The 25,869-nt window shown below is 67.8% G+C and carries 25 protein-coding genes; 6 read left to right on the top strand and 19 right to left on the bottom strand.

The window, feature by feature from the left end:
- Positions 1 to 209: 209 nt before the first annotated feature.
- Both GGR43_RS07050 and GGR43_RS07045 read right to left on the bottom strand, forming a co-directional pair.
- On the bottom strand, positions 210 to 869 hold the full coding sequence (locus GGR43_RS07050) for a CoA transferase subunit B (protein WP_425502172.1): 660 nt from the start codon (positions 867 to 869) through the stop codon (positions 210 to 212).
- The gene (locus GGR43_RS07045) at positions 869 to 1,579 is read right to left on the bottom strand and encodes a CoA transferase subunit A (protein ID WP_188071264.1); all 711 of its coding nucleotides are present in this window, start codon (positions 1,577 to 1,579) and stop codon (positions 869 to 871) included. Before GGR43_RS07045 ends, GGR43_RS07050 begins: the two co-directional genes overlap by 1 nt.
- An 83-nt stretch (positions 1,580 to 1,662) precedes the next feature.
- Here GGR43_RS07045 and GGR43_RS07040 point away from each other — a divergent pair, with 83 nt between their 5' ends.
- Positions 1,663 to 2,586 carry a LysR family transcriptional regulator gene (locus GGR43_RS07040; RefSeq protein ID WP_188071263.1) on the top strand — a complete coding sequence of 308 codons (924 nt, stop codon included), beginning with the start codon at positions 1,663 to 1,665 and terminating at the stop codon, positions 2,584 to 2,586.
- Here GGR43_RS07040 and GGR43_RS07035 read toward each other — a convergent pair.
- Positions 2,559 to 3,242: an RES family NAD+ phosphorylase gene (locus GGR43_RS07035; RefSeq protein WP_188071490.1), complete on the bottom strand. Its 684-nt coding sequence runs from the start codon at positions 3,240 to 3,242 to the stop codon at positions 2,559 to 2,561. The genes GGR43_RS07040 and GGR43_RS07035 overlap by 28 nt on opposite strands.
- A 27-nt stretch (positions 3,243 to 3,269) precedes the next feature.
- Positions 3,270 to 3,656 carry an antitoxin Xre-like helix-turn-helix domain-containing protein gene (locus tag GGR43_RS07030; RefSeq protein WP_188071262.1) on the bottom strand — a complete coding sequence of 129 codons (387 nt, stop codon included), beginning with the start codon at positions 3,654 to 3,656 and terminating at the stop codon, positions 3,270 to 3,272.
- A 168-nt stretch (positions 3,657 to 3,824) separates the two neighbouring features.
- Here GGR43_RS07030 and GGR43_RS07025 point away from each other — a divergent pair, with 168 nt between their 5' ends.
- Both GGR43_RS07025 and GGR43_RS07020 read left to right on the top strand, forming a co-directional pair.
- Positions 3,825 to 5,243, top strand: a complete 1,419-nt coding sequence (locus GGR43_RS07025; RefSeq protein ID WP_188071261.1) for an MFS transporter — start codon at positions 3,825 to 3,827, stop codon at positions 5,241 to 5,243.
- A gap of 67 nt (positions 5,244 to 5,310) precedes the next feature.
- The gene (locus GGR43_RS07020; protein WP_188071260.1) at positions 5,311 to 5,901 is read left to right on the top strand and encodes a hypothetical protein; all 591 of its coding nucleotides are present in this window, start codon (positions 5,311 to 5,313) and stop codon (positions 5,899 to 5,901) included.
- A 15-nt stretch (positions 5,902 to 5,916) separates the two neighbouring features.
- Here the strand turns inward: GGR43_RS07020 and lon are convergent, their stop codons facing one another.
- Together lon and GGR43_RS07010 are read right to left on the bottom strand one after the other, a co-directional pair.
- Positions 5,917 to 8,328, bottom strand: coding sequence for an endopeptidase La (gene lon / locus GGR43_RS07015; RefSeq protein ID WP_188071259.1), 2,412 nt, complete (start codon positions 8,326 to 8,328; stop codon positions 5,917 to 5,919).
- On the bottom strand, positions 8,328 to 8,723 hold the full coding sequence (locus tag GGR43_RS07010) for an Hsp20/alpha crystallin family protein (protein WP_246343411.1): 396 nt from the start codon (positions 8,721 to 8,723) through the stop codon (positions 8,328 to 8,330). The genes lon and GGR43_RS07010 overlap by 1 nt, the downstream gene beginning before the upstream one ends.
- Before the next feature lie 286 nt (positions 8,724 to 9,009).
- Here GGR43_RS07010 and GGR43_RS07005 point away from each other — a divergent pair, with 286 nt between their 5' ends.
- Positions 9,010 to 10,128 (top strand): FAD-dependent monooxygenase, encoded by a 1,119-nt coding sequence (locus tag GGR43_RS07005; protein ID WP_188071257.1) that lies wholly within the window; start codon positions 9,010 to 9,012, stop codon positions 10,126 to 10,128.
- A 26-nt stretch (positions 10,129 to 10,154) separates the two neighbouring features.
- Here GGR43_RS07005 and GGR43_RS07000 read toward each other — a convergent pair whose 3' ends face one another.
- The 3 genes from GGR43_RS07000 to GGR43_RS06990 all read right to left on the bottom strand — a co-directional run bounded on the left by GGR43_RS07000 (position 10,155) and on the right by GGR43_RS06990 (position 14,867).
- Entirely contained in the window at positions 10,155 to 11,531 is a 1,377-nt protein-coding gene (locus GGR43_RS07000) for a sulfatase-like hydrolase/transferase (protein ID WP_188071256.1), read from the bottom strand.
- Between the two features lie 62 nt (positions 11,532 to 11,593).
- Complete coding sequence (locus GGR43_RS06995) at positions 11,594 to 13,810, bottom strand: TonB-dependent receptor (protein WP_188071255.1); 2,217 nt, start codon at positions 13,808 to 13,810, stop codon at positions 11,594 to 11,596.
- 127 nt (positions 13,811 to 13,937) lie between these two features.
- Complete coding sequence (locus tag GGR43_RS06990; protein ID WP_188071254.1) at positions 13,938 to 14,867, bottom strand: LysR substrate-binding domain-containing protein; 930 nt, start codon at positions 14,865 to 14,867, stop codon at positions 13,938 to 13,940.
- A 121-nt stretch (positions 14,868 to 14,988) separates the two neighbouring features.
- Between GGR43_RS06990 and GGR43_RS06985 the strand changes: the two genes are divergently transcribed.
- Positions 14,989 to 16,632 carry an FAD-dependent monooxygenase gene (locus GGR43_RS06985; RefSeq protein ID WP_188071253.1) on the top strand — a complete coding sequence of 548 codons (1,644 nt, stop codon included), beginning with the start codon at positions 14,989 to 14,991 and terminating at the stop codon, positions 16,630 to 16,632.
- 57 nt (positions 16,633 to 16,689) lie between these two features.
- On the opposite strand, the gene GGR43_RS06980 is transcribed toward GGR43_RS06985, so the two are convergent.
- From GGR43_RS06980 to GGR43_RS06940, 9 genes are all read right to left on the bottom strand, one after another.
- A complete protein-coding gene (locus GGR43_RS06980; protein WP_188071252.1) occupies positions 16,690 to 17,625 on the bottom strand; it encodes a VOC family protein in 936 nt (311 codons plus the stop codon).
- Between the two features lie 22 nt (positions 17,626 to 17,647).
- Complete coding sequence (locus GGR43_RS06975; RefSeq protein WP_188071251.1) at positions 17,648 to 18,376, bottom strand: class II aldolase/adducin family protein; 729 nt, start codon at positions 18,374 to 18,376, stop codon at positions 17,648 to 17,650.
- Entirely contained in the window at positions 18,373 to 19,092 is a 720-nt protein-coding gene (locus tag GGR43_RS06970) for a dienelactone hydrolase family protein (RefSeq protein ID WP_223177336.1), read from the bottom strand. Before GGR43_RS06970 ends, GGR43_RS06975 begins: the two co-directional genes overlap by 4 nt.
- A gap of 29 nt (positions 19,093 to 19,121) precedes the next feature.
- A complete protein-coding gene (locus GGR43_RS06965; protein ID WP_188071249.1) occupies positions 19,122 to 19,580 on the bottom strand; it encodes a flavodoxin domain-containing protein in 459 nt (152 codons plus the stop codon).
- Positions 19,577 to 20,806, bottom strand: a complete 1,230-nt coding sequence (locus GGR43_RS06960) for an NAD(P)/FAD-dependent oxidoreductase (RefSeq protein WP_188071248.1) — start codon at positions 20,804 to 20,806, stop codon at positions 19,577 to 19,579. Before GGR43_RS06960 ends, GGR43_RS06965 begins: the two co-directional genes overlap by 4 nt.
- Positions 20,807 to 20,888: 82 nt before the next feature.
- The gene (locus GGR43_RS06955; protein ID WP_188071247.1) at positions 20,889 to 21,860 is read right to left on the bottom strand and encodes a TAXI family TRAP transporter solute-binding subunit; all 972 of its coding nucleotides are present in this window, start codon (positions 21,858 to 21,860) and stop codon (positions 20,889 to 20,891) included.
- Between the two features lie 78 nt (positions 21,861 to 21,938).
- Positions 21,939 to 22,427, bottom strand: a complete 489-nt coding sequence (locus tag GGR43_RS06950; RefSeq protein WP_188071246.1) for a MarR family winged helix-turn-helix transcriptional regulator — start codon at positions 22,425 to 22,427, stop codon at positions 21,939 to 21,941.
- Positions 22,428 to 22,475: 48 nt separating this feature from the next.
- Complete coding sequence (locus GGR43_RS06945; protein ID WP_188071245.1) at positions 22,476 to 23,813, bottom strand: MFS transporter; 1,338 nt, start codon at positions 23,811 to 23,813, stop codon at positions 22,476 to 22,478.
- A 76-nt stretch (positions 23,814 to 23,889) separates the two neighbouring features.
- Positions 23,890 to 24,528 carry a cupin domain-containing protein gene (locus tag GGR43_RS06940; protein ID WP_188071244.1) on the bottom strand — a complete coding sequence of 213 codons (639 nt, stop codon included), beginning with the start codon at positions 24,526 to 24,528 and terminating at the stop codon, positions 23,890 to 23,892.
- A gap of 155 nt (positions 24,529 to 24,683) precedes the next feature.
- Between GGR43_RS06940 and GGR43_RS06935 the strand changes: the two genes are divergently transcribed.
- Positions 24,684 to 25,265: a cupin domain-containing protein gene (locus GGR43_RS06935; protein WP_188071243.1), complete on the top strand. Its 582-nt coding sequence runs from the start codon at positions 24,684 to 24,686 to the stop codon at positions 25,263 to 25,265.
- A 19-nt stretch (positions 25,266 to 25,284) separates the two neighbouring features.
- Here GGR43_RS06935 and GGR43_RS06930 read toward each other — a convergent pair whose 3' ends face one another.
- The gene (locus tag GGR43_RS06930; protein ID WP_223177335.1) at positions 25,285 to 25,752 is read right to left on the bottom strand and encodes a MarR family winged helix-turn-helix transcriptional regulator; all 468 of its coding nucleotides are present in this window, start codon (positions 25,750 to 25,752) and stop codon (positions 25,285 to 25,287) included.
- Positions 25,753 to 25,869: the final 117 nt, after the last annotated feature.

Below are 25,869 nucleotides of genomic sequence, written 5' to 3'. Positions count from 1 at the left end.
CTGGCAGTTGAGACGAGGAAGCAGGGGCACAAAGAGCCTGCGGCTCGTTCCCTCTCCGCGTCTCCGCGCCTCCGCGTGATTATCGTCTGCCGTGTGGCCACGCCCCTCCGCCCGCAACCCATTCCACAAGCGAGGCATAACCGCCAAAACGAAAAGGCGCGGGGAGTGGGCCCCGCGCCTTTTGCTCTTGGGATGGGTATCGCCCGCCCTCAGTCGGTCACATAATGGGCGGTGGTCTTGGCCGCGACCTCTTCCTTCGTCACGCCCGGCGCCAGTTCGATCAGGCGGAACGGGCTGTCATGGTCGGGCCGCTGGAACACCGCGAGGTCGGTGACGATCATGTCGACCACATTGCGGCCGGTCAGCGGCAGCGTGCAGGCCGGGATGAACTTCGGGTCGCCGTTCTTGCTGGTATGCTCCATCACGACGATGATCTTCTTCACGCCCGCGACGAGGTCCATCGCGCCGCCCATGCCCTTGATCATCTTGCCGGGGATCATCCAGTTGGCGATGTCGCCGGTTTCCGAAACCTCCATCGCGCCCAGCACGGTCAGGTCGATATGCCCGCCGCGGATCATTGCGAAGCTCTGGTCCGAACCGAAATAGACGCTCTGCGGCAATTCGCTGATCGTCTGCTTGCCCGCGTTGATCAGGTCCGCGTCCTCCTCGCCCTCATAGGGGAAGGGGCCGATGCCCAGCATGCCGTTTTCCGATTGCAGCGTCACCTCGACGCCTTCGGGAATATGGTTGGCCACCAGCGTCGGGATGCCGATGCCGAGGTTCACGTAGAAGCCGTCCTGAAGCTCGCGCGCCGCGCGCGCCGCCATCTGGTCGCGGGTCCAGCCCTTTGCCGCCGTTTCCGTGCTCATCATGCGGTCTCCCTCTGCCGAACGGTGCGGAACTCGATCTTCTTCTCATAGGGCGCGCCCACGATCATCCGCTTCACATAGATGCCCGGCAGATGGATGCTGTCGGGGTCGAGGCTGCCCACCGGCACCACTTCCTCGACCTCGGCCACGCAGATCTTCGCGGCGGTCGCCATCGGCTGGTTGAAGTTGCGCGCGGTCTTGCGGAAAATGAGGTTGCCCGCCTCGTCCGCCTTCCAGCCCTTGACGATCGCGAGATCGGCGAAGATGCCGCGTTCGAGGATATAATCCTGCCCGTCGAAAGTCTTCACTTCCTTGCCTTCGGCCACCAGCGTGCCCACGCCGGTCCTGGTGTAGAAGCCGGGGATGCCCGCGCCGCCCGCGCGGCAGCGTTCGGCCAGCGTGCCCTGCGGGCAGAACTCCACCTCCAGTTCGCCCGCCAGATATTGGCGCTCGAATTCCTTGTTCTCGCCCACATAGGAGGAGATCATCTTCTTCACCTGCCGCGTGCGCAACAGCTTGCCGAGGCCCTCGCCGTCGATCCCGGCATTGTTGGACGCGATCGTCAGGTCCTTCACGCCGCTGTCGCGGATCGCGTCGATCAGACGCTCCGGTATCCCGCACAGGCCGAAACCGCCCGCGCAAATCTGCATGCCGTCGAACAACAACCCTTCAAGCGCCGAGGACGCGTCGGAATAAAGCTTTTTCACCATATCAGCACCTCTTCCTGCGGCGCCAGTCTGACCGAGGGAATTGATTATTTCTAATGATTTGTTTTTTGCTATAATCATCACCGATGGCTATCAATCGCGTTGCCCTTTATCATATCGAGACGCTGCTGTGGATCGACCGGCTGGGCACCTATGCCGCCGCCGCCGCGCGGCTGAACACCACCCAGCCTGCGATTTCGGCCCGCATCCGCGAGCTGGAGGCGCATGTCGGCGCGGAGCTGTTCCGCCGCGAAGGGCGCAGCATGTCGCTGACCCCCGCCGGGCGGCAGCTGGTGCGCGAATGCGGGCGTCTGTGGGGCGACCTGCAAAGCGCGCTGCTGGCATGCGGCGGCTTCGGCGAGGTCAGCGGCGTGATCCGCATCGGCACGGGGGAGATCGTCGCGGCGAGCTGCCTGCCCGCCTTCCTCTCGCAGCTCAAGGCGGACATGCCGCAGGTGACGCTGGAGCTGGAGATCGACCTGACCGCGAACCTGATCCAGCAATTGCTGACCGGCCGCACCGACATCGCCTTCGCCGCCGGGCCGGTGACGCACCCCGCGCTCAAATTCCGCTCGATCGGCGCGGTGTCGCTGGTCTGGCTCGCCAATCCGGAGGTCGCCGCCGCATTCCGCGAGGCCGCGCCCGACCGCATGGTGCCGATCTGGTCGCTGGCCAGCCATTCGCCCATCCATGGCCGCATGCGCGACGCGATCGCCACCTCGGCCCTTCCCAACCGGCCGCTCAACCTGTGCAACAACGCCCAGATGATGATCGACATCGCCAAGGCGGGCGGGGGGATAGGCATCTTCCCCGAATCGATGGTCCGCGAGGACATGGCGAGCGGCGCGCTGGTCGCACTGGACGGTATGCCGCCGCTGGAGCCGGTGATGTTCCATGTCGCGATGCGCGCGGCCGACAATGAGCCGGTGACGACCGAGATATTCCATCGCGCGGGCGCGCTGCGGCTGGACGCGCGGGGCGCTCAGCCCTCGAAGCTTTTCTTTTCGTAGACCGTCCGGATCGCGCCGCCGTCCCACACATAGCAGAGATGCCGTTCCTGCCGGCAGTTGGACAGCAGCCGGGGCCGGAAAACAGCGGCGCACTCGCCCCCGTCATGGCGGACGCTGCAATAGACGATGCCGTCCGCCCCGGCGTCCCGCACCTGCCCGGCGAAGCGTTGCGAGGCGGCATAGCTGTCCGGGTCGTAGAGATCCGGCCGCCCGGCACGCAGCGCCCGGATATCGTGGAGATCGGCGGCGAGATCGACCGCATAGACGCGCATGTCGATTTCCTGCGCCGGTTCGTCGGTGGCTTGCAGGAAGGCGGCGCGGTGATATTTCGTCTCCTCGATCGCGGTTTCGAACGCGCGGGCGGCGTAGAAGGCGCCGAAGCTGCCGTCGGTGAAGCGGTCGCCGTCCGGGTTGGGATGGGTGAAGGCCGCCATGATCGGCGTGGTGCCGGGGCCGGAGATGCGGTCCTCCGGCGGAACGAGCGCCAGTTCGCCTGCCTCCTCGCGCAGCCGGTCGTTGGTCATCGCCTCCACCTGGAACACCGCTTCGAGGTCGGCGGAATCGGCCACCTTCTCGAACAGGCCGATCGGCGGGAAGCGGCTGGGGATGATGCGATAGCCGGGCGTCCAGGCCACGGCGGTCACGGGCACGTCCATGGGCATGGGCATGGGCATGGGCATGGTTCAGCCGCGCTGGCTGTCGACATATTGCCGCACGACGAAAAGGTCGGCGACATTGCCCGAAACCATGCGGTCGAGCGCCGACCGGCCGCCGAACAGGCGCGCCTTGTTGGGTTTCCTGACCCATTCGTCGGCGGTCTTGGGCAGCAGGATATGCAGGCCCTTGTAGATGCCGAGGATGTAGGAAATGCGTTCCAGCGCATCCTTGGAGATGCTCGACACCGCGCCCCGCTTCCAGTTTTGCAGCGTCGAGCGGCTGTCGAGGCCGAGGATCTGCATCTGCTCGCCCTCGGTCAGCCGCCATGCGTCGGCGATGCGGAAGAAGGTCCGTAGCGCGGGGCCGGTCAGGCTCTTGCGGTCGAGCGCCTTTGCGGGTGCGGATGCTGCCATGCGATATGTCTCCTGCCCGCAATATGGGCCTTATATAAACAATAATCAATAAATGATCCTGAAAAGAACTACCAGATCGGATCAAGCCCTCCCGACCGATAATATAACCTGATTGACTAACATGATAGTTAGCCATACTCCTTCGCCGGCAGGGGCAGGAGAGTGGGGATGGACGGCATGACGGCATCGCGCGGGCGGGAGGCGCCCGGCTATCTTCCGCTCACCCTGCTGGTCGGCGGGGTGCAGATGATCCTGACCATGGATCTGGTCACGATGGGCATATTGCTGCCGTCGATCGGCCGCGACTTCGCCGCCGGGCCGGTGATGCTGAGCGGCCTCGTCAGCTTTTCCTCGCTCGTCTTCGCCAGCATGATGCTGGTCGGCGGGCGGCTGGCCGACATGATCGGTCAGCGCGGCTGCATCGCAGCGGGTCTGGCGATCGGGGCGGGCGGGGCGCTGGTCGCGGGCATCGCCCCGCATTTCGCGCTGCTGGTCACGGGCAGGCTGCTGTTCGGGCTGGGCGCGGCGATCATGATCCCGGCCAATTTCTCGGTCATCAACACCGTCCTTCCCGAAGGACCCGCCCGGCACCGCGCCTATGGCATTTTCGGCATGGTGCAGGGCATCGCGCTGTTCCTCGGCCCCGGCCTCGGCGGCCTGCTGGCGGGCGAATTCGGCTGGCGATCGGTGTTCCTCGCCACTGCGGCGATCATGCTCCTGCTGCTGGGCGCAAGCCGCATGCTCGTGCCCCATGGCGCGGGGGAGGCGGCGCGCCAGCGCTTCGACCTTACAGGCGCACTGCTGTTCGTGCCGGGGATCATCGCGCTGGTGCTCGCGATTTCCGGCGGTTCGGGCCTGCTGGCCGATGCGGGCGCGCGCCTCGCGCTGGGCGCGGCGGGCCTTGCGCTGCTGGGCCTGTTCCGGCGCGGCCAGTCGCGCGCCGCCTCGCCGCTGCTGCCACCCGACGTGCTGCACCGCAGCGGCACGGTGCCGGGCATCATCGGCATGACGGCGATCATGGCCGCGTCCTCGGCGCTGTTCCTGCTGCCCGCGCTGGTGATGCAGCGGGCGATGGGGTGGACGCCCGCCCAGTCCGGCATGGGCATGATGCCGCACGCCGTCGCCGTCATCCTGACGGGGCAGATGCTGGGCCGGATCATGGGCCGCTATCCGCTCCGCCGCGCGCTGCTCGGCGCCGCCATATTGCTGATCGCCGGGCTGGCCCTCAACGGCTTCATGCGGCCGGACCGGGGCTATGCGATGAACGTGATGGCGCCGATGCTGCTGGGCGCGGCGGGCAGCATCGCGCTGCTCACCGTGCTGATGGCGATGCTCGCGGCGCGGCAGCCCGCCGGGCGGCAGGGCGTGATTTCCGCCGCGATGTTCACCAGCCAGCAGATCGGCGTGTCGCTCGGCGCGGTGGCGCTCCTGTCGGTGGCGGCGAGCGATCCCGATCCGTTCACCGCGCTCAACCGCGCCTTTCTCGCCGCGGCGGCGATCGCGCTGGGCGGGGTGCTGGTGCTGCTGCGGGGCATGAGGGAGAAGGCCGCGCCACCGCTCACCGGGGTCGCCAGCCCGGCCCCTTAGGACATCGCGCTGCATCTCCCCTCTTGCGTTCCGGCCATAGCTCAACACAATAGGGGGTATGGACAGCATGAACGACAAACTGATGTCCGCCCTTGTCGGCGGAGGCACGGGCCTTGCCGTCGCCCTGCTGGTGGTGGCCTTTCACAACCGCACGAGGCTGGACGCGGGCGATGTGATGGGGTTCCTCGGCGCGCTGTGCGGCACCGGCCTCGCCGTTGCGGGAGCGGTCTGGATCGAGGACCGCAAGCGCAAGGCCGATGCGGCCGAAAAGGCGGAGCCGGTGCTGCACGCGCTGCTGACGCTCGAAACCGCGTCGCGGCCTTTCTTCGGCGATCCCGAGCGCCGCCGGGAAACGGCCGAGCATATCGACCTCGCGCTGCACCGCCTCGACCTGCTGCTGGAGCATTATCCGCCCCAGCGGGTGAACCTGATCGCCCTGTTCGGCGAATTGCGGCTGGGCGCGGATATACTGACCGGCGAGCATTTTCTGGAGGAAAACGAAAAGGCCCCGATGGTCGCGTGCCCCGAACGGTCGAATGTCGAGCGAAAGCTCGAATATTTCGACAGGCCGCTCAAAAAGCTCATCATCGCCTATAGCCGCATCGTCGACCCGAAGTCGGACCGGGCGGTCCCGCACCTCAAGCTGCCCGACCTCTGATCCGCGCCGCGCCCTTCAGCCGGGGGAGGCGGAGGGCACGGGCGGCTCCAGCCCGTTGTCGAGCGCATCCTCGACCTTTTCCAGCCAGATGAACTCCAGCCTGTCGCGCGCGCTGGCGGGAATGTCGTCATAATCCCGCCTGTTGCGCGCGGGCAGCATCACGCGGGTGATGCCCGCGCCCGCCGCCGCGACGACCTTTTCCTTGATCCCGCCCACCGGCAGCACGAGGCCGCGCAGCGATATCTCGCCGGTCATCGACGTGTCGCTACGCACCGTGCGGCCGGTCAGCAGCGACACCAGCGCCATGAACATCGCGACGCCCGCGCTCGGCCCGTCCTTGGGCGTCGCGCCTGCGGGCACATGGACATGGATGTCGTTCTTCTCGAACAGCCCGGCATCGACGCCCAGCGCCCCGGCCCGGCTCTTCACCAGACTGAGCGCGGCCTGCGCGCTTTCCTTCATCACGTCGCCCAATTGGCCGGTCAGGATCAGCCGGCCGTTGCCGGGCATCCTGGTCGCCTCGATGAACAATATGTCGCCGCCCACCGGCGTCCACGCCATGCCGGTGGCGACGCCGGGCACGCTGGTGCGCTGCGCCACCTCATTTTCGAAGATGCGGCCGCCCAATATCTCGTGCAGGTCTGCTTCGGCGATCGCGACATGGGCGGCCGATCCCTCGGCGATGCGCACGGCGGCATGGCGGATGGTCTTGCCGATCTCCCGCTCCAGATTCCGCACGCCCGCCTCGCGGGTGTAGAAGCGGATGATCGCCTCCAGCGCTGCGTCGTCGATCTCGACCTGCTCCGCCGTCACGCCATTGGCCTCCAGCTGCCGCCGCACCAGATAGCGCCGCGCGATGGCGAGCTTCTCCTCCTCGGTATAGCCGGGCAGGCTGATGATCTCCATCCGGTCGCGCAGCGGGCCGGGAATGGTGTCGAGCATGTTCGCGGTGGCGATGAACACGACGCGGCTGAGGTCGAACGGCACGGCGAGATAATTGTCGCGGAAGGTGCCGTTCTGCTCCGGATCCAGCACCTCCAGCATCGCGGCGGAGGGGTCGCCGTGCACGCCCTGGCCCAGCTTGTCGATCTCGTCCAGCATCATCACGCAGTCGCGCGTGCCCGCCTTGCGGATCGCCTGGATGATGGTGCCGGGCAGCGCACCGATATAGGTGCGGCGGTGGCCGCGTATCTCCGCCTCGTCGTGCACGCCGCCGAGGCTGACGCGCACGAACGGCCGGTTCATCGCCCGCGCGATCGACTGGCCGAGCGAGGTCTTGCCGACGCCCGGAGGTCCCGCGAAGCAGAGGATCGGCGCCTTGCCCTCCGGCGCCAGCTTGCGCACGGCGAGATATTCGACGATCCGCCGCTTGATCTTGTCGAGGCCGTAATGGTCGGCGTCGAGTATGCCCCGCGCCTCGGCGATGTCGATCGGCTTTTCCTCCGGCAGCCGCCATGGCAGCTCGGTCAGCCAGTCGAGATAGGTGCGGATGATGCCATGCTCGGCCGCGCCGTCGGGCATGCGCTCAAGGCGGCGCAATTCCTTGCGCGCCTGCTCCTCGACCTCGGCGGGCATGTGCGCCTGCTCGATCTTTTCGGTCAATTCGGCGATCTCGGCGGTCTTGCCGTCATCCTCGCCCAGCTGGCGCTGGATCGCCGCCATATGCTCGCGCAGCAGGGCTTCGCGCTGGCGCGAGCCCAGCGTTTCCTGCACGTCGCGGCCGATCTCCGCCGACAGGCGCAGCACCTCCAGCCGCTCGCCCAGCAGGCGCGACACCCGGTCGAGCCGCGCGTCGAGCGCGATGGTTTCGAGGATCTCCTGCTTCTGGTCGGCGGTGATGTCGAGATAGGCGGCGACCATGTCCGCGAGGGTGGCGGCGGAGGAAATGGTGCGGATCGCCTCGGCCAGCCCCTGCGGCGCCTGCGGCAGCAGCTCGACCGTTTCCAGCGCCTGCCGCCGCAGGTTGATGAGCCGCGCCTCGATCTCCGGGCCGGTCGCCTCCGGCTCCTCGATCCGCGTGATGCGGGCGACGAGGAAGGGCCAGCCGTCGAGGAACTCGACGATGCGAAAGCGCGTCTCGCCCTGCACGATCAGATGGTTGGTGTCGTCGGGCGCCGTCACATAGCGCAGCACATTGCCGATCGTGCCGACGCGGTGCAGATCATTGGCGGTCGGGTCGTTGACGGCGGCGTCGCGCTGCGCCAGCACGCCGACCGGCAGGCTGCGCCGCACCGCCGCCTGCGCCGCATTGATCGATCCGGGCCGCCCGATCGTCAGCGGCATCACCACATCGGGGAACAGCACGAAATTGCGCACCGGCACGATGATGATCGCATCCTCCGGCAGGTCGGGCAGCGCGGGGGCCGGGTCCGGGGCCGCGCTTTCCCGCGCGACGTCCTGCGCTTCGGTCGGGAGCGGAGTGTCCATCACCATTGCCCTCCGCCATCGGCCTTGTGCAGCGACACCAGCAGGCAGCCGTTGACGCTCGACCGCCGCACATCCTGATAGCGCCCGGCGGGGAGGGACAGGCGCCGCTCGAACCGGCCCTGCGGCAGCTCCAGCCGGTGGATGCGCGCGGTGCGGATTTCCGGCGGCAGCACGCGCTGGCCGCGCACCACCAGCACGCCGTCCTCGATGAACGCCTCGGCATGCTCGGGGTCGACGCCGGGCAGGGAGACGAGCACCAGCACCTCATGATCGGTCTCGATGATGTCCACCGGCGGCTCCCAGCTCGCCATGCCGCCCCCGGCGCGGGCAGGGGAATAGCCCTGCTGGTGCAGCCGCTCCATCCTGTCGATCAGGCCGACTGCGTCCGCCCACATCCATCGCCGCGATCGTCCCGAATTCATGTCCTCACCTCGCTTTTCAGCCGGCCCGGTCGATGCCGGCGGGCGCTGCTCTAGACTATAAGGAAGTTTGCCGGGCGCTTTTCAAGGTGGCAAGTCGCAAATGACGGCCGACCGGTCCGGCAGGCGGGCGGGCGGGCGGGCGGGCGGACCATGCATTCGGGCCGTCGATGCATGGCTATCGATATAATCGGTGTGACCGCCGCCCGTCCTTTGTCTAGCCCGGACCGGAAATGAACACGCGCGCAAAAGGACAAAGGGCATGACCGACAGGACTTTCCTCGTGATAGGGGGCGGCGTCGGCGGCATGTCGGCGGCGATCTCGCTGCGGCAGGCGGGGGCGGCGGTCGACCTGATCGACATCGACCCGCACTGGCGCGCGCTGGGCGCGGGGATGACCATCACCGGGCCGACGCTGCGCGCCTTCGATCGGCTCGGCGTGCTCGACGGCGTGCGGCGCAAGGGCTATCTTTCCGACCGGACCCGCTTCTTTTCCGCCGACGGCACCTTCCAGCGCGAGATACTGGCGCCTTCGCTGGAGGAGAATCTGCCGCAGGCGGGCGGCATATTGCGGCCGGACCTGCACGCGATCTTCTCGGCGCGGGTCACCGAGATGGGCGCGCACGTCCGACTGGGCGTCACCGTCGCGGAGTTGGAGCAGGAGCCGGACGGGGTGAGCGTGCGCTTCAGCAACGGCGAGACGGGGCGCTATGACGGCGTCGTCGGCGCCGACGGCTTCCATTCGGCCACCCGCGCGCTGATCCGCCCCGATGCGCCCAGGGCCCGCTTCACCGGGCAGGGGTGCTGGCGCCTGCTCGCCGACCGTCCGGCCCATGTGACCTGCCCGGAAATCTATTTCGGGCGCGACTTCAAGGTCGGCATCAACCCCTGCTCGCCCGACAAGATGTATCTGTTCGCGAATGTCAGGATGCCGGGCAACCCCTTTATTCCCGAGGAGGAGCTGATCCCCCGGATGATCGACCTGCTGGAGCCGATCGGCGGAAACATCCGGCTGGTCCGCAATGGGATCGGCCCGCATTCATCGGTGGTCTACCGCCCGCTGGAGGCGCTGCTCGTCCCGCTGCCCTGGCATGCCGGGCGGGTCGGCCTGATCGGCGACGCGGTGCACGCGACGACCCCGCACCTCGCCTCTGGGGCGGGGCTGTCGGTCGAGGACGGGCTGCTCGTCGGGCAGATGCTGGGCGATGCCGACGACATCGAGCAGGCGTGGAAAGCCTTCGGCGAGCGCCGCTGGCACCGCAGCCGCGTGGTGGTCGAAAACAGCGTGCTGATCGGCGATCTGGAGCAGCAAGGCGGCAATGACGAGCGCATCGCCGCGATCATGGGCGAAAGCGTGGTGGAGCTGTCCAAGCCCTGGTGAAGGCGGGGAGGGGGAGGACCCGCCCGTCAGTAGCGATCGGGATAATGGTTCCTGACCGGTTCCGACAGGCTGTCGGGCGGATAGGGCAGCATCCCCCGTTCCCAATCGGCATGCAGCGCCTTCAGTTCCTCCAGCAGCGCGGGATGCTCGCCGGAACGTTCCGCCCGCTCGCGCGGATCGTCCTTCAGGTTGAAGAGATGCTCCTTCCCGCCCAGCTTCAGATATTTCCAGTCCCCCCGGCGCACCGCCGCCTGTCCGCTCGCCTTGAAGCGCCAGAACAGCGTGCGCTCGCGCGGCGGCTCCCGCCCCAGCAGCACGGGCAACAGATTATCCCCGTCGAACCGGCCCGCCTTGTCCGGCTCGCCGCCCGCCGCGCCCAGCAGCGTGGGGAGGAAATCCATCGACGCCATCACCTGGCCGGAGCGCGCGCCCGCCTTCAGGCGGCTCGGCCAGCGCATCAGCAACGGCACCCTGATGCCGCCTTCCAGCAACTCCCCCTTCACGCCGGTGAAGGGCCATGTGTCGGAAAAGCGCTCGCCGCCATTGTCGCTGGTGAAGACGACGATGCAATTGTCCGCCCGGCCGCTGCGGCGCAGCGCGGCCAGCACCTCGCCGATCGCGCCGTCCATCGCCTCGACCATCCGGGCATAGGTTGCGAGCGAGCCGCCGGACCAGTGGCTGATCGATGTGAGCGACCGCGACACCGCCTCGTCCTCCGGTCCTTCCCACGGATAATGCGGCGCGGTGAAATGCAGGCTGAGGAACAGCGGGCGCGGGTCGCGCGCCTCGATGACGCGGACGGCCTCCTTGCCGAGCAGCTCCGTCATATATCCGGCGGCCTCGACGGGCCGGTCGTCGCGGTGCAGCCCGTCCCCCGGCGCCTGCCGGTCGAGAGCGTAGCGATGCCGGAAATAATCGGCGGCCCCGCCCAGCAGCCCGAAATAGCTTTCATATCCATGTTGCAACGGTCCGTGGAGGGGCGGGAGGCCCATATGCCATTTGCCGACCAGCGCGGTGCGATAGCCCCGGTCGCGCAGGACCGAGGCGATGGTCGGGCGGTCGGCGGGCAGGCCGAGATGGTCCTTGCGGCCCGACAGCGGCTCCTCCAGCCCGACGGCGAAGCGCCCCTGATAGCATCCCGTCGCCAGCGCCACACGCGTGGGCGTGCAGCTTGCCGAGCTGGAATAGCCCTCGGTCAGCAGCAGGCCGTCCTTCGCCAGGCTGTCGATATGCGGGGTGCGGATATGCCGCGCGCCATAGACCCCGATATCGGCGATGCCTAGGTCGTCGGCCATGATGAACACGATATCGGGGGCGGCCGCGCGGCCGGAACCGATCTTCGCCCCCAGCGGCGCGGCGGCGAGGCCCGCCGCCAGCCCGCCGATGAAATGCCTTCTGCGCATTGAGCCGAACCCTCCCGTCCTTGCGTTGCGGGCCGCCGCCGATGCAGTGGCCCGCCCGTGCGTCAGAACGCGAATTTCAGCGTCGCGCCGAATTCGCGCGGCCGACCGAGATCGTATTGGGCCGTGCCCGTCGCCGCGTTCGAATAATCGTTGCCGCCGATATAATAGACCTTGTCCGTCAGGTTGGTGACGAACAGGCCGAGCGAAAGGCCGCTGTCCTTGTGCGACAGGTCGACCCTCGCGTTCAGCACGCCATAGGCCGGGATCACCGGCTGGATGGGCACGCTGGGCGCGCTGTATTGCTTGGCCTGATAGCTCCAGTTCAGCGTGGCGCGGGCATGGATGGCGTCGCCGACATCGGCATCATAGGTCGCGCCGAGCGAATAGGTGACCTTCGGCGCGCGCACGAACTTGGTGTCGAGCGTGATCGCCGAAATCGGGCCTATGCTGGTATATTTGGTATCCAGCAGCGACAGTGCGCCGAACAGGCGAAGCTGCCGCGTCGCCGCAAGCTGCGCTTCCAGCTCGAAGCCCTGGCTGCGCGCGCTCGCCGCGTTGTCGACATAGATTTGCGCGCCGCCGGAACCGGTGGAGGGCACGACGCGCTGCACCTGAATATCCTTCCACCGCGTATGGAACAGGGTCGGATTGAGGCGCAGCACGCGGTCGAACAGGTCGATACGCGCGCCGACCTCATAGTTGGTGGCGGTTTCCGGCTCGAAGCTGTCGAGGATCGGGCTGGCATTGTTGATCTTGCCCACGCCGCCGGCGCGGAAGCCGCGCGAGATCGTCGCATAGGTCATCGCCTGCGGCGTCCATTGCATCTGCACGCCCGCGCGCCAGGTCGTGCTGGGGAATTTGTCGTCGATCGTGGCGATCGTCGCGCCCGCCGCGGAGCGGACGATGGCGCGCTTCTTGTCGACGCTGTAGCGGATGCCGCCCAGCGCGGTGAAACGGTCGGTGACCTTGAAGGTGGCATCGAAGAACGCCGCCTTGGTCTTGGTCCAGCCGGTGAGAAGCGCCTGCGGTATCGTGCTGCCGAGATTGGTCTGGTTGCCGTATTTCGGCGGAAGGTCGACATGCTTCTCGTCATAATAATAGCCGCCGAAAACGGTGTTCAGGCGCCCGTCGAGAAAATCGCCGTTCAGTTGCAGTTCCTGCGAGAAGGCGCGGTCGGTGCCGCTGCTGACGCTGTCGGAAATGGGCAGCGGCGACGCGTCGAGATCCTTGATGTAGCTGCTCTCGACCTTCTGCCAGCCGGTCAGCGACTTGACCGAGAAGCTGTCGGACAGGGTCCACGCGATCGATCCGGTCACGCTCTTGTAGGTGCCGTCGGACATTTCGCGCCGGTTGGTGCCCGCCTGGCAATAATCGCATTCCGACGCATAGCGGTCGTCATAGGGCCTCGCCGCGCCGTTGGCCGATCGGTTCCACGCGCCCGGCAGGCCGATCGACGTGTTGACCGGACGGGGCACATAATAGGGGAAGCCGTCTATCTCGCTCTCGGTATATTGACCGGCGAGGTTGATCTCCAGCGTCTCGGTCGGCGCGACGCGCAGTTGGCCGCGCACCAGATCGGTTTTGGTCGCGCCCGCGTCCTTTCCTCCGTTCTGCTGGTGGACATAGCCGTCGGTGCGCAGGCGGCCGCCGGTCATCCGTATCGCCACCTTGTCGGACAGCGCGACATTCAGGCTGCCGGTGAGGTCGAAACGGTCATAGCTGCCGACCGTCCCCTGCACATAGCCGGTCGTTTCCTTGAAATCCGGCTTCTTGGTGGTGTAGCGGATCGCGCCGCCGATGGTGTTGCGCCCGAACAGCGTGCCCTGCGGCCCGCGCAGCACCTCGACCTGCTGGAGATCGAGGATCGCAAAGACCGATCCGTGCAGCGAGGGGTAGTAGAAATCGTCGACATAGATGCCGACCGCCGGGCTGGTGCCGTTCGCCGAGCGCTGCTGCCCCATGCCGCGCAGGAAGTAGGTGGCCGATCCGCCGCTGTTCCCGGCCGTCTGGGTGTTGACCTGAAGGCCCGGCGTCACCTGCATCAGGTCGCGGGCGGACTGGATGTTGCGCGTTTCCAGCTCCGCCGGGGACAGCGCCGTGATGGCGATCGGCGTGCGCTGGAGATTGTCCTCGCGGCGCTGCGCGGTGACGACGATATCCTCCAGGCCTATATTGGCATTGGCATTGGCACCGCCCTGCGCCCAGGCCGGGCCGCTCAGCGCGGTCGAAGCCAGCAGGCCCCCGGTCAGCATCATGGTCATTCCAGATGAAACAGACATCCTTTTTCCTCCCCGTTATACTGGTCCGTTATATTGGCGCGCGACTGCACGTCGCGCTTCGCATCATTCTGTTAGCCCCGCCTTCCCGCCGCTTTCAGTATGGCAGAATGATTTCGGCGATAGCGTTTCAGCATAGCGCCTCCTCCGGTTCCTCCCGCCGGGCGACCAGCCCCGCCGCCGCCCGGCGCAGCATGTCGCTGAAATATTCCGCCGCCGGGGTCAGCGGCAGGCGCGCGCGCCGGATGAGGCAGATGGACGGGCCGGGCAGCTCCTCCCGGATCGGGATGCAGGTCAGCATCTCCCGCGTGATCGGCGCGTTGAGCCATTGTTCGGGCAGCATCATCAGCAGGTCGGAATGGGCCGTCGCGACGGTCATGCTCAGCGCCGAGGGCGCATGCATGCCGATGCGCGGCGGCGGCAGGCCGTGGCGCTCGAACACCGGCACCAGCTCGGCGGTGTCGAAGGAGGTCACCTTGGTCGATATCCATATCGCATCGGCCAGCTCGGCGAGCGACCGGGCCTGCGCCAGCGGATGGCCCTTGCGGCAGAAGACGCGGCGCGTGTTGGAAAACAGCTTCTCGACCAGAAATTCCTGCGCGGGCGGCGTTTCGGCCATCGGCCCGACATAGAAATCCAGCCCCCCGTCCTTCAGGCTCTTTTCCAGCGCCGTGAACAGCCCCTCGTTGATCCGCAGCAATATATCCGGGAAGCGGCGGCGGAACGGTTCGATCGCGCGGGGCAGCAGGGACAGCAGCGACGCGGTGGAAAGGCCCGCCGACACGGTGCCGGTGCCGACCCCGCGATGCTGGTCGATCTCCTCGCACGCCTGCCGCAGCTCATGCTGCGCGGCGCGGGCGCGGCGCACGAACAACTCCCCCATCGGCGTCAGGATGACGCCCCGCGCGCTGCGCTCGAACAGCGTCACGCCCAGCTCATGCTCCAGCTCGCGGATGCTGCGCGACACGGCGGGCTGGGCCAGGCCGAGATGGCGGGCGGCGGCGCGCAGGCTGCCATGTTCCACTACGGCGGTGACATCGCGGATGTGCGAAAGCTTCATTGCTATGCCCGTTTCATATCACTGGAACGATCTTGCCATCCTCTCCTCCCCTTCGGCCGAAGCTAGGAGAGGGCGGCGGGAACCGGCGGGTCCGGGGCCCGCCAGCGACTGAGGAGGTTGAATGACGGATGCGATTGCAACGCGGGTATTGATCGCCGGGGCCGGGCCTGCCGGCCTTGCGCTGGCCATAGAGCTTGGTTCCCGGTCGATTCCCTGCCTTCTGATCGAGCAGAACGACCGGGTCGGCTATGCGCCCCGCGCCAAGACCACGCATATCCGCACGCGCGAGCATCTGCGCCGCTGGGGCATCGCCGATGCGCTCGCGGCGGCGTCGCCCTTCGGCTGCGACTATCCGTCGGACGTGGTGTTCGCGACGCGGCTGGGCGGGCGGCTGCTTACCCGCATTCCCAACGCGTTCAACTGCGACCCGGCGCCCGACCCCCGCTATTCCGAACATGCGCAATGGATCCCGCAATATCTGCTGGAGGAGGTGCTGCGCCGTCACGTCGCGACCCTGCCCACGGTCGAGGTGCGCTTCCGCCACGCGTTCGAGGGCTTTGCCCGGCGGGAGGACAAGGTCGTCAGCACCGTGCGCGATCTGGCGTCCGACACCGTCCTCACGGTCGAAAGCGAGTATCTGGTCGGCGCCGATGGCGCGCGCAGCCTTGTGCGCGAGTTGATCGGCGCGCGGTTCGAGGGCGAATACGGGCTGTCGCGCAACTATAATGTGGTGTTCCGCGCGCCCGGCCTCGCCGCCGCGCACAATCTCGGCCCCGCGATCATGTACTGGCAGGTCAATGCCGACACGCCGAGCCTGATCGGCCCGATGGACAGCGGCGACCGCTGGTTCTTCATGCCGACGGCGGTGAAGGAGGGGATGCGGCTCAGCAACGAGGAAGCCGCCGCGCTGATCCGCGCCGCGACCGGCATCGATCTGCCCTATGAGATATTGAGCACCGACGAATGGGTGGCCAGCCAGTTCATCGCCGACCGCTATCGCGACGGGCGGGTGTTTCTGGTCGGGGATGCGTGCCATCTGCATCCGCCCTTCGGCGGCTACGGCATGAACATGGGCATCGCCGATTCCGTCGACCTCGGCTGGAAGCTGGCCGCCGTGCTGCAAGGCTGGGGCGGGGACGCGCTGCTCGACAGCTATCAGGGCGAGCGTCGCCCGCTGCACCGGCAGGTGATCGACGAGGCGGTCGAGAACCACAAGACGCTCGGCAACCAGCTCTACCGCCCCGGCATAGAGGATGAAGGCGCCGAGGGCGACAGGCTGCGCGCCGAGCTGGGCGAGACGATCGCGCGCGCCAAGCGCCGCGAATTCAAGAGCCTCGGCGTCGTGCTCGGCTATTGCTATGCGGGCTCCCCGGTGATCGCGGCGGAAGGAACCGCGCCCCTGCCGCTGGCGGCCGACTATGTGCCTTCGGCCCGGCCGGGCTGCGTCGCGCCGCATGCCTGGCTGGCCGACGGCCGCTCCCTCTACGATCGCTTCGGGCAGGGGTTCACGCTGCTGAACTTCGGCGAGGGGCTGGAGGAAGAGGCGGCGCGCGCGACGCGGGATGCGGAGGAAACCGGCGTGCCGATCGAAATCGTGTCGATCCCGGATCCCGCGCTCGCCGCTCTCTACGAGGCGCCGCTGGCGCTGGTCCGCACCGACCAGCATGTCGCGTGGCGCGGATCGCGCTGGCCGGGGGCGGAGCTGCTCCATCTGGTGAGCGGCCGGAGCGGCGAAGGGCGCGCCACCCTGCGCGCCGCCGGATAGGACGCCGCCGGAGGGGGCGCGATCGGCGGCAGGCGTGGATGGGGCGCTATCGACCATTCACGCCTCCTCCTCCCCGACGGCCTCATAATTGTGCACGAAGTCGTGCGGGACGGGCGGGCCCCAATTGGCGAGGCTGTCCTCCATCGGATAGTTGGTCGGCGTCCAGGCCGAATAATCCTCGATAAAATCGATGTCCGAATAATATTCGAACCATGATCCCCAGGGGTCCTGGATATAGTGGAAGAAGTTCGACCCGATCGTATGGCGGCCGAAGCCCCAGTCGCCCTTGCCCGCCTGCTCCACGAGCGCGCGGCCGCCACGGCCGACCTCGTCCGGGTCCGCCACCTGAAAGCTGGCATGGTGGAAGCCGATGCCCGGCGATTTGGCGAAGGCCACCACATGATGGTCGCTTCCCTGCCGGGTGCAGCAGAAGGCGATCACGTCCTGCGCCCGGTCGGCCAGCCCCATGCCGAGCGCTTCGGTCATGAAGAGGACGCTGACGGGAACGTCCGGGCTGAAGAGCAGGACATGCCCCAGCCGCAGCGGCCTGACCGGGCCATAGCTCGCCTGCGGCAGCATCGCGGAGCGGTTGCTGCGCACGATGTCGCCCGGCCCGTTGACGGCGAACCGGGGGCGCGCGGCCAGTGGCGCATCGGGCGCGCAATCGATCAGATGGATCAGCATGCCGTGCGGATCGCGCACCCACAGCCCGCCATCCTCGAATCCGGCGGGCGCGGCCACCACCGTGCCGCCCTGCGCCGGAACCGCCTTCGCGATCGCCTCCAGCCCGTCCGCCCGCAGCGTGACATGGTGCAACCGCTTGCGCGCCGCGCCGCCGCGCAGGACGATCGAAGCCCGGTCCTGCCCCTCGCAGCGCAAATGCGCCTGCCGGCCCTCGACGCTGGCGACGAGGCCCGCCGCCGCATAGAAATCCAGCCCCGGCGCGATATCGGGGACATCCAGCGTGACCGACATTACATTCAAAACCGCCATCCGCCTCTCTCCCTCTTCCCCGTCAGGCCGCCGCGGGCAGCCCCCATTGGTCGCGCCACAAGGCCCAGGCGCGGCCGATCTGGCCGTTGGTCGTCGCGTCGCAGGCCGCCGCCTCCTCGTCGGTGAGGAACAGCGGCTCGCCCAGCATCCGGGCCTCCCGCTCGATCCGGCAATTGCGCGCGGTGTAGACGGCGCGGAACGTCGCCTGCTCGATGGTTTCGCCCACCGCCGTGAAGCCGTGCCCGCGCATCGGCACCACCGCCTTGTCAGCGAGATGGCGGGCCAGCGCCGCGCCCGTGGCCGATTCCCGGATCAGCAGGTCGGTGCCCGGCCCCGCATGATCGGCGACGTCGAAGGGCGCGGGCGTCCCCGCCAGAAAGCCGCAAATATGGCATATCGGCCGCATCCGCGCCGTCGGCACCACGGTGAAGGGCAGCACGTCCGGGCTATGGCTGTGCACTACCGCACCCACATCGGCGCGCAACCGGTAGAGTTCGGCATGGATGAACCGTTCGAGGAAGGGCCGCGCCGCCGGATCGGAAACGCAGTTGCCGTCGAGGTCCAGTTCGATGACGTCGCCCGGCCCGACCAGCGCAGGCGCCAGCGAGCGCGACATCAGGAAGCGGTCGGCCCGGCCGGGCGAGCGGACGCTGACATGGCCGAAGGCATCGAGAATGCCGAGGCCCGCGAGGATCCGGCTCGCATCGGCGATCCCGGCGCGCAACGCCTCTCCGGCCGCTTCGCCGGTCATTGCCCGCCCGCGAGATGCCGGTCGAAAAAGCCATGGGTCGCGGCATCGGCGCGGTCGGCGCAGGCCGGATCGCACGTCGGCGCGCCGCGCCGGGCGAAGGCGTGCCCTGCGCCCGGATATTCCTCGATCCTCACCCGGTCGGCCAGCGGCGCGAAACCGGCGCGGATCGCGTCCTGCGCTTCGGGCGGGCAGAGAGTGTCCTCCAGCGCCAGATGCAGCAGCAGCGGGCAGGCCACCTCCGCCGCCTTGTCGAGCGAGGCATGGATGCCGGTGCCGTAATAGGAAACCGCGGCGTCCACCGCCCCGATGGTCGAGACGAGATAGGCCAGCTTGCCGCCGAGGCAATAGCCGACCGCCCCGACCTTGCCCGACGCGCCGGGCAGGCCGCGCGCATGGGCCGCGACGGCGGCAATGTCGCGCAGGGCGGCGGGCGCGTCGAAACGCTGCATCAGCCCCATCGCGCGGTCGCGCGAGGCGGGATCGGAGGGATCGAGATCGACGCCCGGCTCCAGCCGCCAGAACAGATCGGGCGCGATCGCGATGAAGCCCCGCGCCGCATAGCCATCCGCGATCGCGCGGATATTGGCGTTCACGCCGAATATCTCCTGCAGCACGATGATGGCGGCGGCGGGCGCCTTGCCGGGGGAAGGCAGCGCGCAATGGGCGGGAATGGCTCCCCCGTCGGAAACCGGGATCGATAGGGTCGATGAAGTCACGGCAGGAAGGCTCCTTTTTCTTCGTCTGGTCAATCGTCGAGGGAGGCGAACCATTGCTCCGCCCAGTCGGCGGCGGCATCCTCCGGATAGACGCCGCTGCGCGAGTCATGCTCGAAGCGCTCGCCGATCCGCCGCGCGCCGAGCGAGGAGAGGAGGGCGTCGAACTTGCGCCCGCCGAAGCAGAAGGTCTGCGGATAGACGCTGTCGCCCAGCGCCACCACGCCGTAGCGCACGCCCGACAGGTCGGGCCTGCCGGCCTCCAGCGCACCGTAAAGCGCCGCGCCATTATCCGGCACGTCGCCGGTGCCATAGGTGGAGGAGCAGATGAGGAGCGGCCCTTCCGCATCCTTCAGCGTACCGATATCGGCTTTTTCCATGCGAAGGATGCGCGCCTGCGCGCCCGCATCCTCCAGACGCCCCGCGATTTCGTCGGCGACCATTTCGGCGGTGCCGCTCATCGTCGCAACCAGGATGGTGATATCGGTCATGCTGTCTCTCGTGCTGGCAGAAGCCGCCGCAGCGGCGTGTCGGGATCGGCGAGCGCCTGCGGGTCCAGTTGCAGGGTCGGCAGCGCGAGCATCCGGCGGATCATCGGCATGTCCTTGCCGCGATTGACGGTCACGCCGCCCACCAGCTGCCCGTCCTGAAACTGGAAGAGGGTGATGCCGCCCTCGCCATCGGGGTCGCCGCGCATCACCACGGTGTCGACCCGTTCCGGCGCGCCCGCGACCTGAAGGTTGAGATCGCCCTGATCGGACCAGAGCCATGGAATCTCGGCGCTGACCGTCGGCACGCCCACCATCGACCGCCCGGCCGCCTCCGCCTGGACATTGGCGTTCTGCCAGGATTCCAGCCGGATATGCCGACAGAGCAGCGGATGGCGATGGCGCGTCACGTCACCGGCCGCGAAAATCGCCGGATCGGACGTGCGCCCATATTCATCGACGATGATGCCGTCGTCGCATTCCAGCCCGGCGGCCTCGGCCAGCGCGGTGTCGGGGGACACGCCGATCCCGGCGACGATTACTGTCGCGGGAACGGAACTGCCGTCGGAGAGTTCCAGCGCCTGCCCGTCACCGTGCTTCACCGTCGTCGCCAGACGGATATCGATGCCCGCACGGCGATGATGGGCGAGGACCATGGCGCTCGCTTCCGGGCAGCCCAGTCGCGGCAGCAGGCGGTCGGCGGCCTCCACCACCGTCACCCGGCACCCCAGCTTCGCGGCGCTGGCCGCGACCTCCAGCCCGATGAAGCCGCCGCCGACGACCGCGATGTCCGACCCGGCGGCGAGCCGCTCGCGCAGCAGCCGGGCATCGTCGAGCGTGCGCAACGTCATGATCGATTGCGGCGGCACGCCGTCGATCGCCAGCGGGCGCACCCGGCTTCCCGTCGCCAGCAGCAGCCTGTCCCAGCCGAGGCGTTCCCCATCGGCCAGCACCACCTCGCGCGCGGCGCGGTCGATGGCGGCGACCGCACGGCCGGCGCGCATGTCCAGATCCAGCGCCGCGCAATCCGCCCCGGTCAGCACCGAGGGCGCCTGCGCCGCCGGATCGAGCAGCACCGCCTTGGAAAGGGCGGGCCGCTCATAGGGCAGGTGCTCTTCCTCGCCGATCAGGACGACGCGGCCGGAATAGCCCGCCGCGCGCACGGCTTTCGCGGCGCGGCCGCCCGCCTGACCGGCACCGACGATGATGACGCTATGGATATCCTCCATCCGGCCTCTCCCTCTTTCGGATATTATTTATGACAATGTTTTGTCATAAAGACAAATATAAGTCAATCATGCGGATGGCGATTCAGGAGAGGCCCGTTTCCTGAAAATAGCGGAGCGCGCCGGGATGGAGGGGAACGCTGGTCCGCGCCATTTTCGCCGGGTCGAGCGGATAGCTGAGCGGGCTGCGCTGCGGCGGCAGGTGCCGATATTGCCGCTCCATCCCCTCGCGCCGCTCGACAAGGCACCAGGTCAGCAGGTGCGCGACGTCCTCCGGCATGTCGCTGCGGACGAGGACGAGGAAATCGGAGAAATCGAGCGCATCGAGCGGCCCCTCAATCGTGCTCCAATAGCCGGAGGGCAAGGGGTTGGCGGGCAGGCCCAGCGCCTCCAGCCGGGCCAATGCGTCCTTTTCGGCGGGCAGCGGGATCGCGCGGCGCTGCTCGACCAGTTCGGTCCAGCCGGGCGACATCACCGCTTCCTGCAACAGCCCGTCCACCTCGCCCCGCAGCATCCGCCCGATCGAATCCATCGGGTGGGTGTCGTAGACGAAATCGCCGCCCCACCGGTTCAGCGTATCGCGGCCGATGCCGTGCGCTTCCGAGAACAGGCGCGCCACATGGCCGATGAAATTGGTGTCGTCATCGGGCGAGGTGGCGATGCGCAGCGCCGGGCGCCGGGCGCGCAGCTCCTCGAAGCTGGAAATGCCCAGCGCCGGATCGAGCGCCAGGATCATCCGGTCGTTCTGCGGCATGGCGACCAGCGCGCGCAGATCGGGCGCGGGCCGCTTTTCGAAGATCAGCCGTCCGTCGAGCGCGGCGGGCATCAGCATCGCGGGGGTGACGATGCACAGATCGGCCTCGCCATCCTGAACCTGATCGATCGCCTCTATGCCGCCTTCCCGAATATTCCAGATCGCCACCCGGCTGCGCGCGCCCGCGCGGCGGCAGAATTCCTGCGACAGCCAGGAACAGACGCGATGGAAATTCGCCTGCCCCCAGTCGCCGACGAAATGCAGCGTCAGCGATCGATCGATCCGGGGTTCCGTGCCAGCCATGAAAATGTCTCCTCTCTTCTCGTGAAGAGAGAATGACAAACTATTGTCATTATGACAATGATTTTCACACAGGCGAAATCACTCGCCCTCTTCCTCCTCGGCGACCACCGCCTCGGCCAGCCGCGTCAGCAGGCGCGTGCCTTCCTTCAGCTCCGCCTCCGAAAAGGGGGAGGCCAGCTCGCTCACCCAGCGCCGCTGCCGCGACGTGATTTCGCGATAGATATCCGCGCCCGCCTGCGTATGGCGGACGAGCTTGGCCCGGCGATGATCGGGATTGTGGATCAGCTCGACCAGCCCGTCCTTGACCATCGCCTGCACCACCCAGAGGATGCCCTGCCGCGTCAGCTCGTTCTGGCGCGCGATCTGCGCGATCGTCCTGGGCTGGCTGGCGATCGCGCCCAGCACCTGCCAGCGCGCCGATGTCAGGTTCAGGTCGCGCGACAGCGCATCGCCCGCGCGGTTGAGGCGCCCGCTGACGCGGAAGATGGTCAGGATCAGGTCGTTGAGCGCCTCGCCCTGGGCGGTGCGCTCGACGACGGCTTGCGGTTCGACCGGATTCGATTTCATCGCACATTCTCCGCATCCGGCCACATTTCTTCGATGGCCTTCCGCCCTTTACGAACGCGCGCGCCGCAAGTCACCCCAGAATTCCAGCAAGACCGCCGCGACGAGCGCGATCGCCGCCGGGATGAGGGCGATCATGAACGACCGGCCCGATCCCTGGAACAGCCCGATCAACGCGCCCGCCGCGATCGGCGTCGCTATCGCGCCCGCGCGGCCGATGCCGGTGGCGAAGCCCGATGCGGTCGCCCGGATCGCGCCGGGATAGGCCTGCGCCACCACCGCGCTGAGGCAGAATTGCGAGCCGACCACCACCACGCCCGAAACCATGAGCGCGAGATAGAAGGCGATGCCCGCGCCGACGCCGACCGCCAGCGCGCTGGTGGCGGCGATCGCCAGCAGATAGGCTGCGGCCAGCACCCGCACCGGCCCCAGCCGGGGCAGCAGGAAGGCCAGCGCCAGCGCGCCGACCGCGCCGCTGGCGCTGAACAGCGAGGTCGCGAGGATCGCGTCCCGCGCCGTCAGCCCGCTGGCGACGATCAGCGACGGCAACCAGCTGAAGAAGAAATAGACCAGCGCGACATTGCCGAGGTTCATCATCCACAACAGCGAGGTGAGCCGCCGCCGCTCCGGCGCGAAGATGGCGGCGATGCGCGCGCGGAAGCCCTCGATCGCCTCTACCTTGCGGTGCAGGCTCTCCGCCGGGATGCGGCGGCCGAGGCGGGCGAGAACCCGCTCCAGCTCCACCGCCCGGCCCGGACGATGCGCGAGGAAGGACGGCGATTCCGGCAGGAACAGCGCGCACAGCAGCAGGGCGATCGTCGTGCCCGCGCCGCCGACGAAGAAAACCGCCGCATGCCCATGCGCCGGCACCAGCGCGCTCGCGAAGGCGCCGCCCAGCGCGGACCCCAGCGGATAACCGCAGCTGACGATGACCACCGCGAAGGTGTGGACGCGGCGCGGCATCAGTTCCATCGCCATCGCCAGCACATTGGGCAGCGCAAGGCCCAGGCCCAGCCCGGCAACGAGGCGCGTCACCGCCAGCCAGCGGAAATCGGGCGCCAGCGCGCCCGTCCCGGTGCCGATCGCGGCGATGAACAGACCGAGGAGGATGGCCGGCCGCCGCCCCAGGCTGTCGCCCAGCGGCGAGAGCAGGAAGCTGCCGAGCACAAGGCCGATGGCGGAAATCGACAGCAGCGCGCCGATCTGGTTGAAGCCCAGCCCCCAGCCCGCCTTGACCAGCGGCGCGGCGAGAGCCATCGCCTGCACGTCATAGCCTTCGGTCGCCCCCACGAACAGGCACAGCGCCAGCATGGTGGCGGCATAGGCCGTGATCGGTGTGCGGTCGCGTTCTTCCGGCCCGTCCATGGCCTCGCCATTCATCATCGCCATGCGGCGTCCTCCCCGTCCTTGATTTTGCCTTGTTCTGTCGTCGTCACGCATGCGGCGCGCGGCCGCGGGCGATGGCTCAGCCCGCTTCCCCGGCCTGTTCCAGATCCCGTATGGCTTCCCACCCCCGCTGCGCGATCCGGGAGTTGCGGACATATCGGCTCCAGCCCCAGATGGCGATCGGGAACTCCGGGTTGACATGGCCGCACGCCTTGCAGGTGCGCGCTTCGGCCGAGGCATTGAGCTGGGCCACCGCCTGCTCGTTCATCAGGTTGGACGGCAGCGCTCCATAGCGGGGGCCTTCCCCGTCATGCGCCATGTTGACCCGGTGATGCAGCAGCTCCGCATTGCATTTCTCGCACTGGAAGCTGACCTCTTCGGGCTGCTCCCCGTCCTCCAGCTGCCGCTGCGTCACCACGCCGACGCGGAAGAAGGCGGCGGTCGAGCCGCCGCCGCCCACGCCGTGGGAGCGGGGACCGACGACGACCTCGCCGGTGCGCTGCGGCCCGTTGGACGCCAGCGTGACGGCGATCTCGTCCACGCTGTTGGTATGCACGAAATAGCCGATATTCCGTCCGCTGCCGTCGGTTTCGAACGCCACGCTGCACGGCACGATCGCCCCGCGATGGACATAGGGGAAGAGCGGCAGCAGCTGGGTGCTCGACCGCTGGGTCATATCGAAGGCGTTCGCCTTCATCGGAACCACTTCGGAACTCATGACGAAAACTCCCGGTCTGGCGGGCGGGGCATGATCCCTCGCCGCAATATTGACAAATTCTGTCTTATAGACAAATATCTGTCAAGTGAGCATGGAATGTCCGCGTACCGGATCGGTCCCCGGCGCATATCCGGCGTTGAGACTGGAGGGAAAGCATGACGCAACCGGTACGCACCCGGCGCAAGAACAAGTTCAATTTCATCAAGGAGGCCGAGCGGCTCGAATCCTTCGATGAATTTCCTATGCTGCGGCCGGAGGTCGACCCCCAGTTGCATGTCAGCCGCAACTCGGTCGACCAGCCCTTCTACCTGCGCTGCGCGAAGGATTCGGTGATCGCCCAGCCCACCGGCGCGTCGCGGGTCGAGTTCGTCGACGGCCCGGTGCGCCATTTCGACACGGAGCCGGGGGATTATGTCTATGTTCCCGCCGGTTATGCGCACCGGGTGCGGACGATCCGCAACGGCATCCTGCTGCGCTACAAGGCACGGGATCATGGCGGCGAGACGGTCGAATGGCGATGCGAGGGCTGCGGCGAAACGCTCCATTCCCGCCATATCGCCGAAGGCCCGGTTCAGGCGGGCTATGCCGCCGCCTGCGCGGAATTCAATGGATCGGAGGAAAAGCGCCGCTGCAAGCAATGCGGGGCGGTTCATCCGGCGATCGACCTGTCGCCGTTCCGCTGGGCGGAGGTGGCGAAGGCGATAGAGGCCGAGGCCGCGGACGCGGCGGAAGGCTGATCCGCGCCCGGCGGGCGCCTCACCCCCGCTTCGGCGCGCGGCTCAGTTCGTTGTTGGCCTCGATCGCCTTGCGCAGCAGACGCGTCAACCGGGCCGCCTCCTCGCCGGAGAGGCCCCGCACCATCAGCGCCTGCGCCGCGTTGACGGCGGGCGCGATGCGGTCGAGCATCGCCTGACCTTCCGGCGTGACGGCAAGTTCCCGCGCGCGCCGGTCCTTCGCATTCACCTGTCGCGTGATCAGCCCCTTGCTTTCCAGCCGGTCGACCACGCCGGTAGTGGTCGTGCGATCGAGCGCGATCTCGCCCGCCAGCGTGATCTGGTCGATCCGGGGACGGCCGCGAATCGCGACCAGCGCCGCATATTGGACCGGCGTCAGGTCGCACCCCGCCGCACCCACTTCGGACTGGAAGATGGCGACGGCGATCTGCTGGAAACGGCGCGCCAGATGGCCCGGCATCTCCTCATTGCCCCGGATGTAGTCGTCCATTGATGCCTCGCGATTGACAGGTCGAAAATTAATAAGTATGCATTCTATCAGTATGCTGAATTTATAGACCGTGGGCGTCGAAGGCAATAGCGATGCCGATGCCGCCGGCGGTTTCCG

This window comes from Sphingobium jiangsuense (assembly GCF_014196495.1).
Taxonomy (GTDB): Bacteria; Pseudomonadota; Alphaproteobacteria; order Sphingomonadales; family Sphingomonadaceae; genus Sphingobium; species Sphingobium jiangsuense.
Note: the sequence above shows the minus strand (reverse complement) of the source record. Positions and strands in the feature narration are given on the sequence as shown.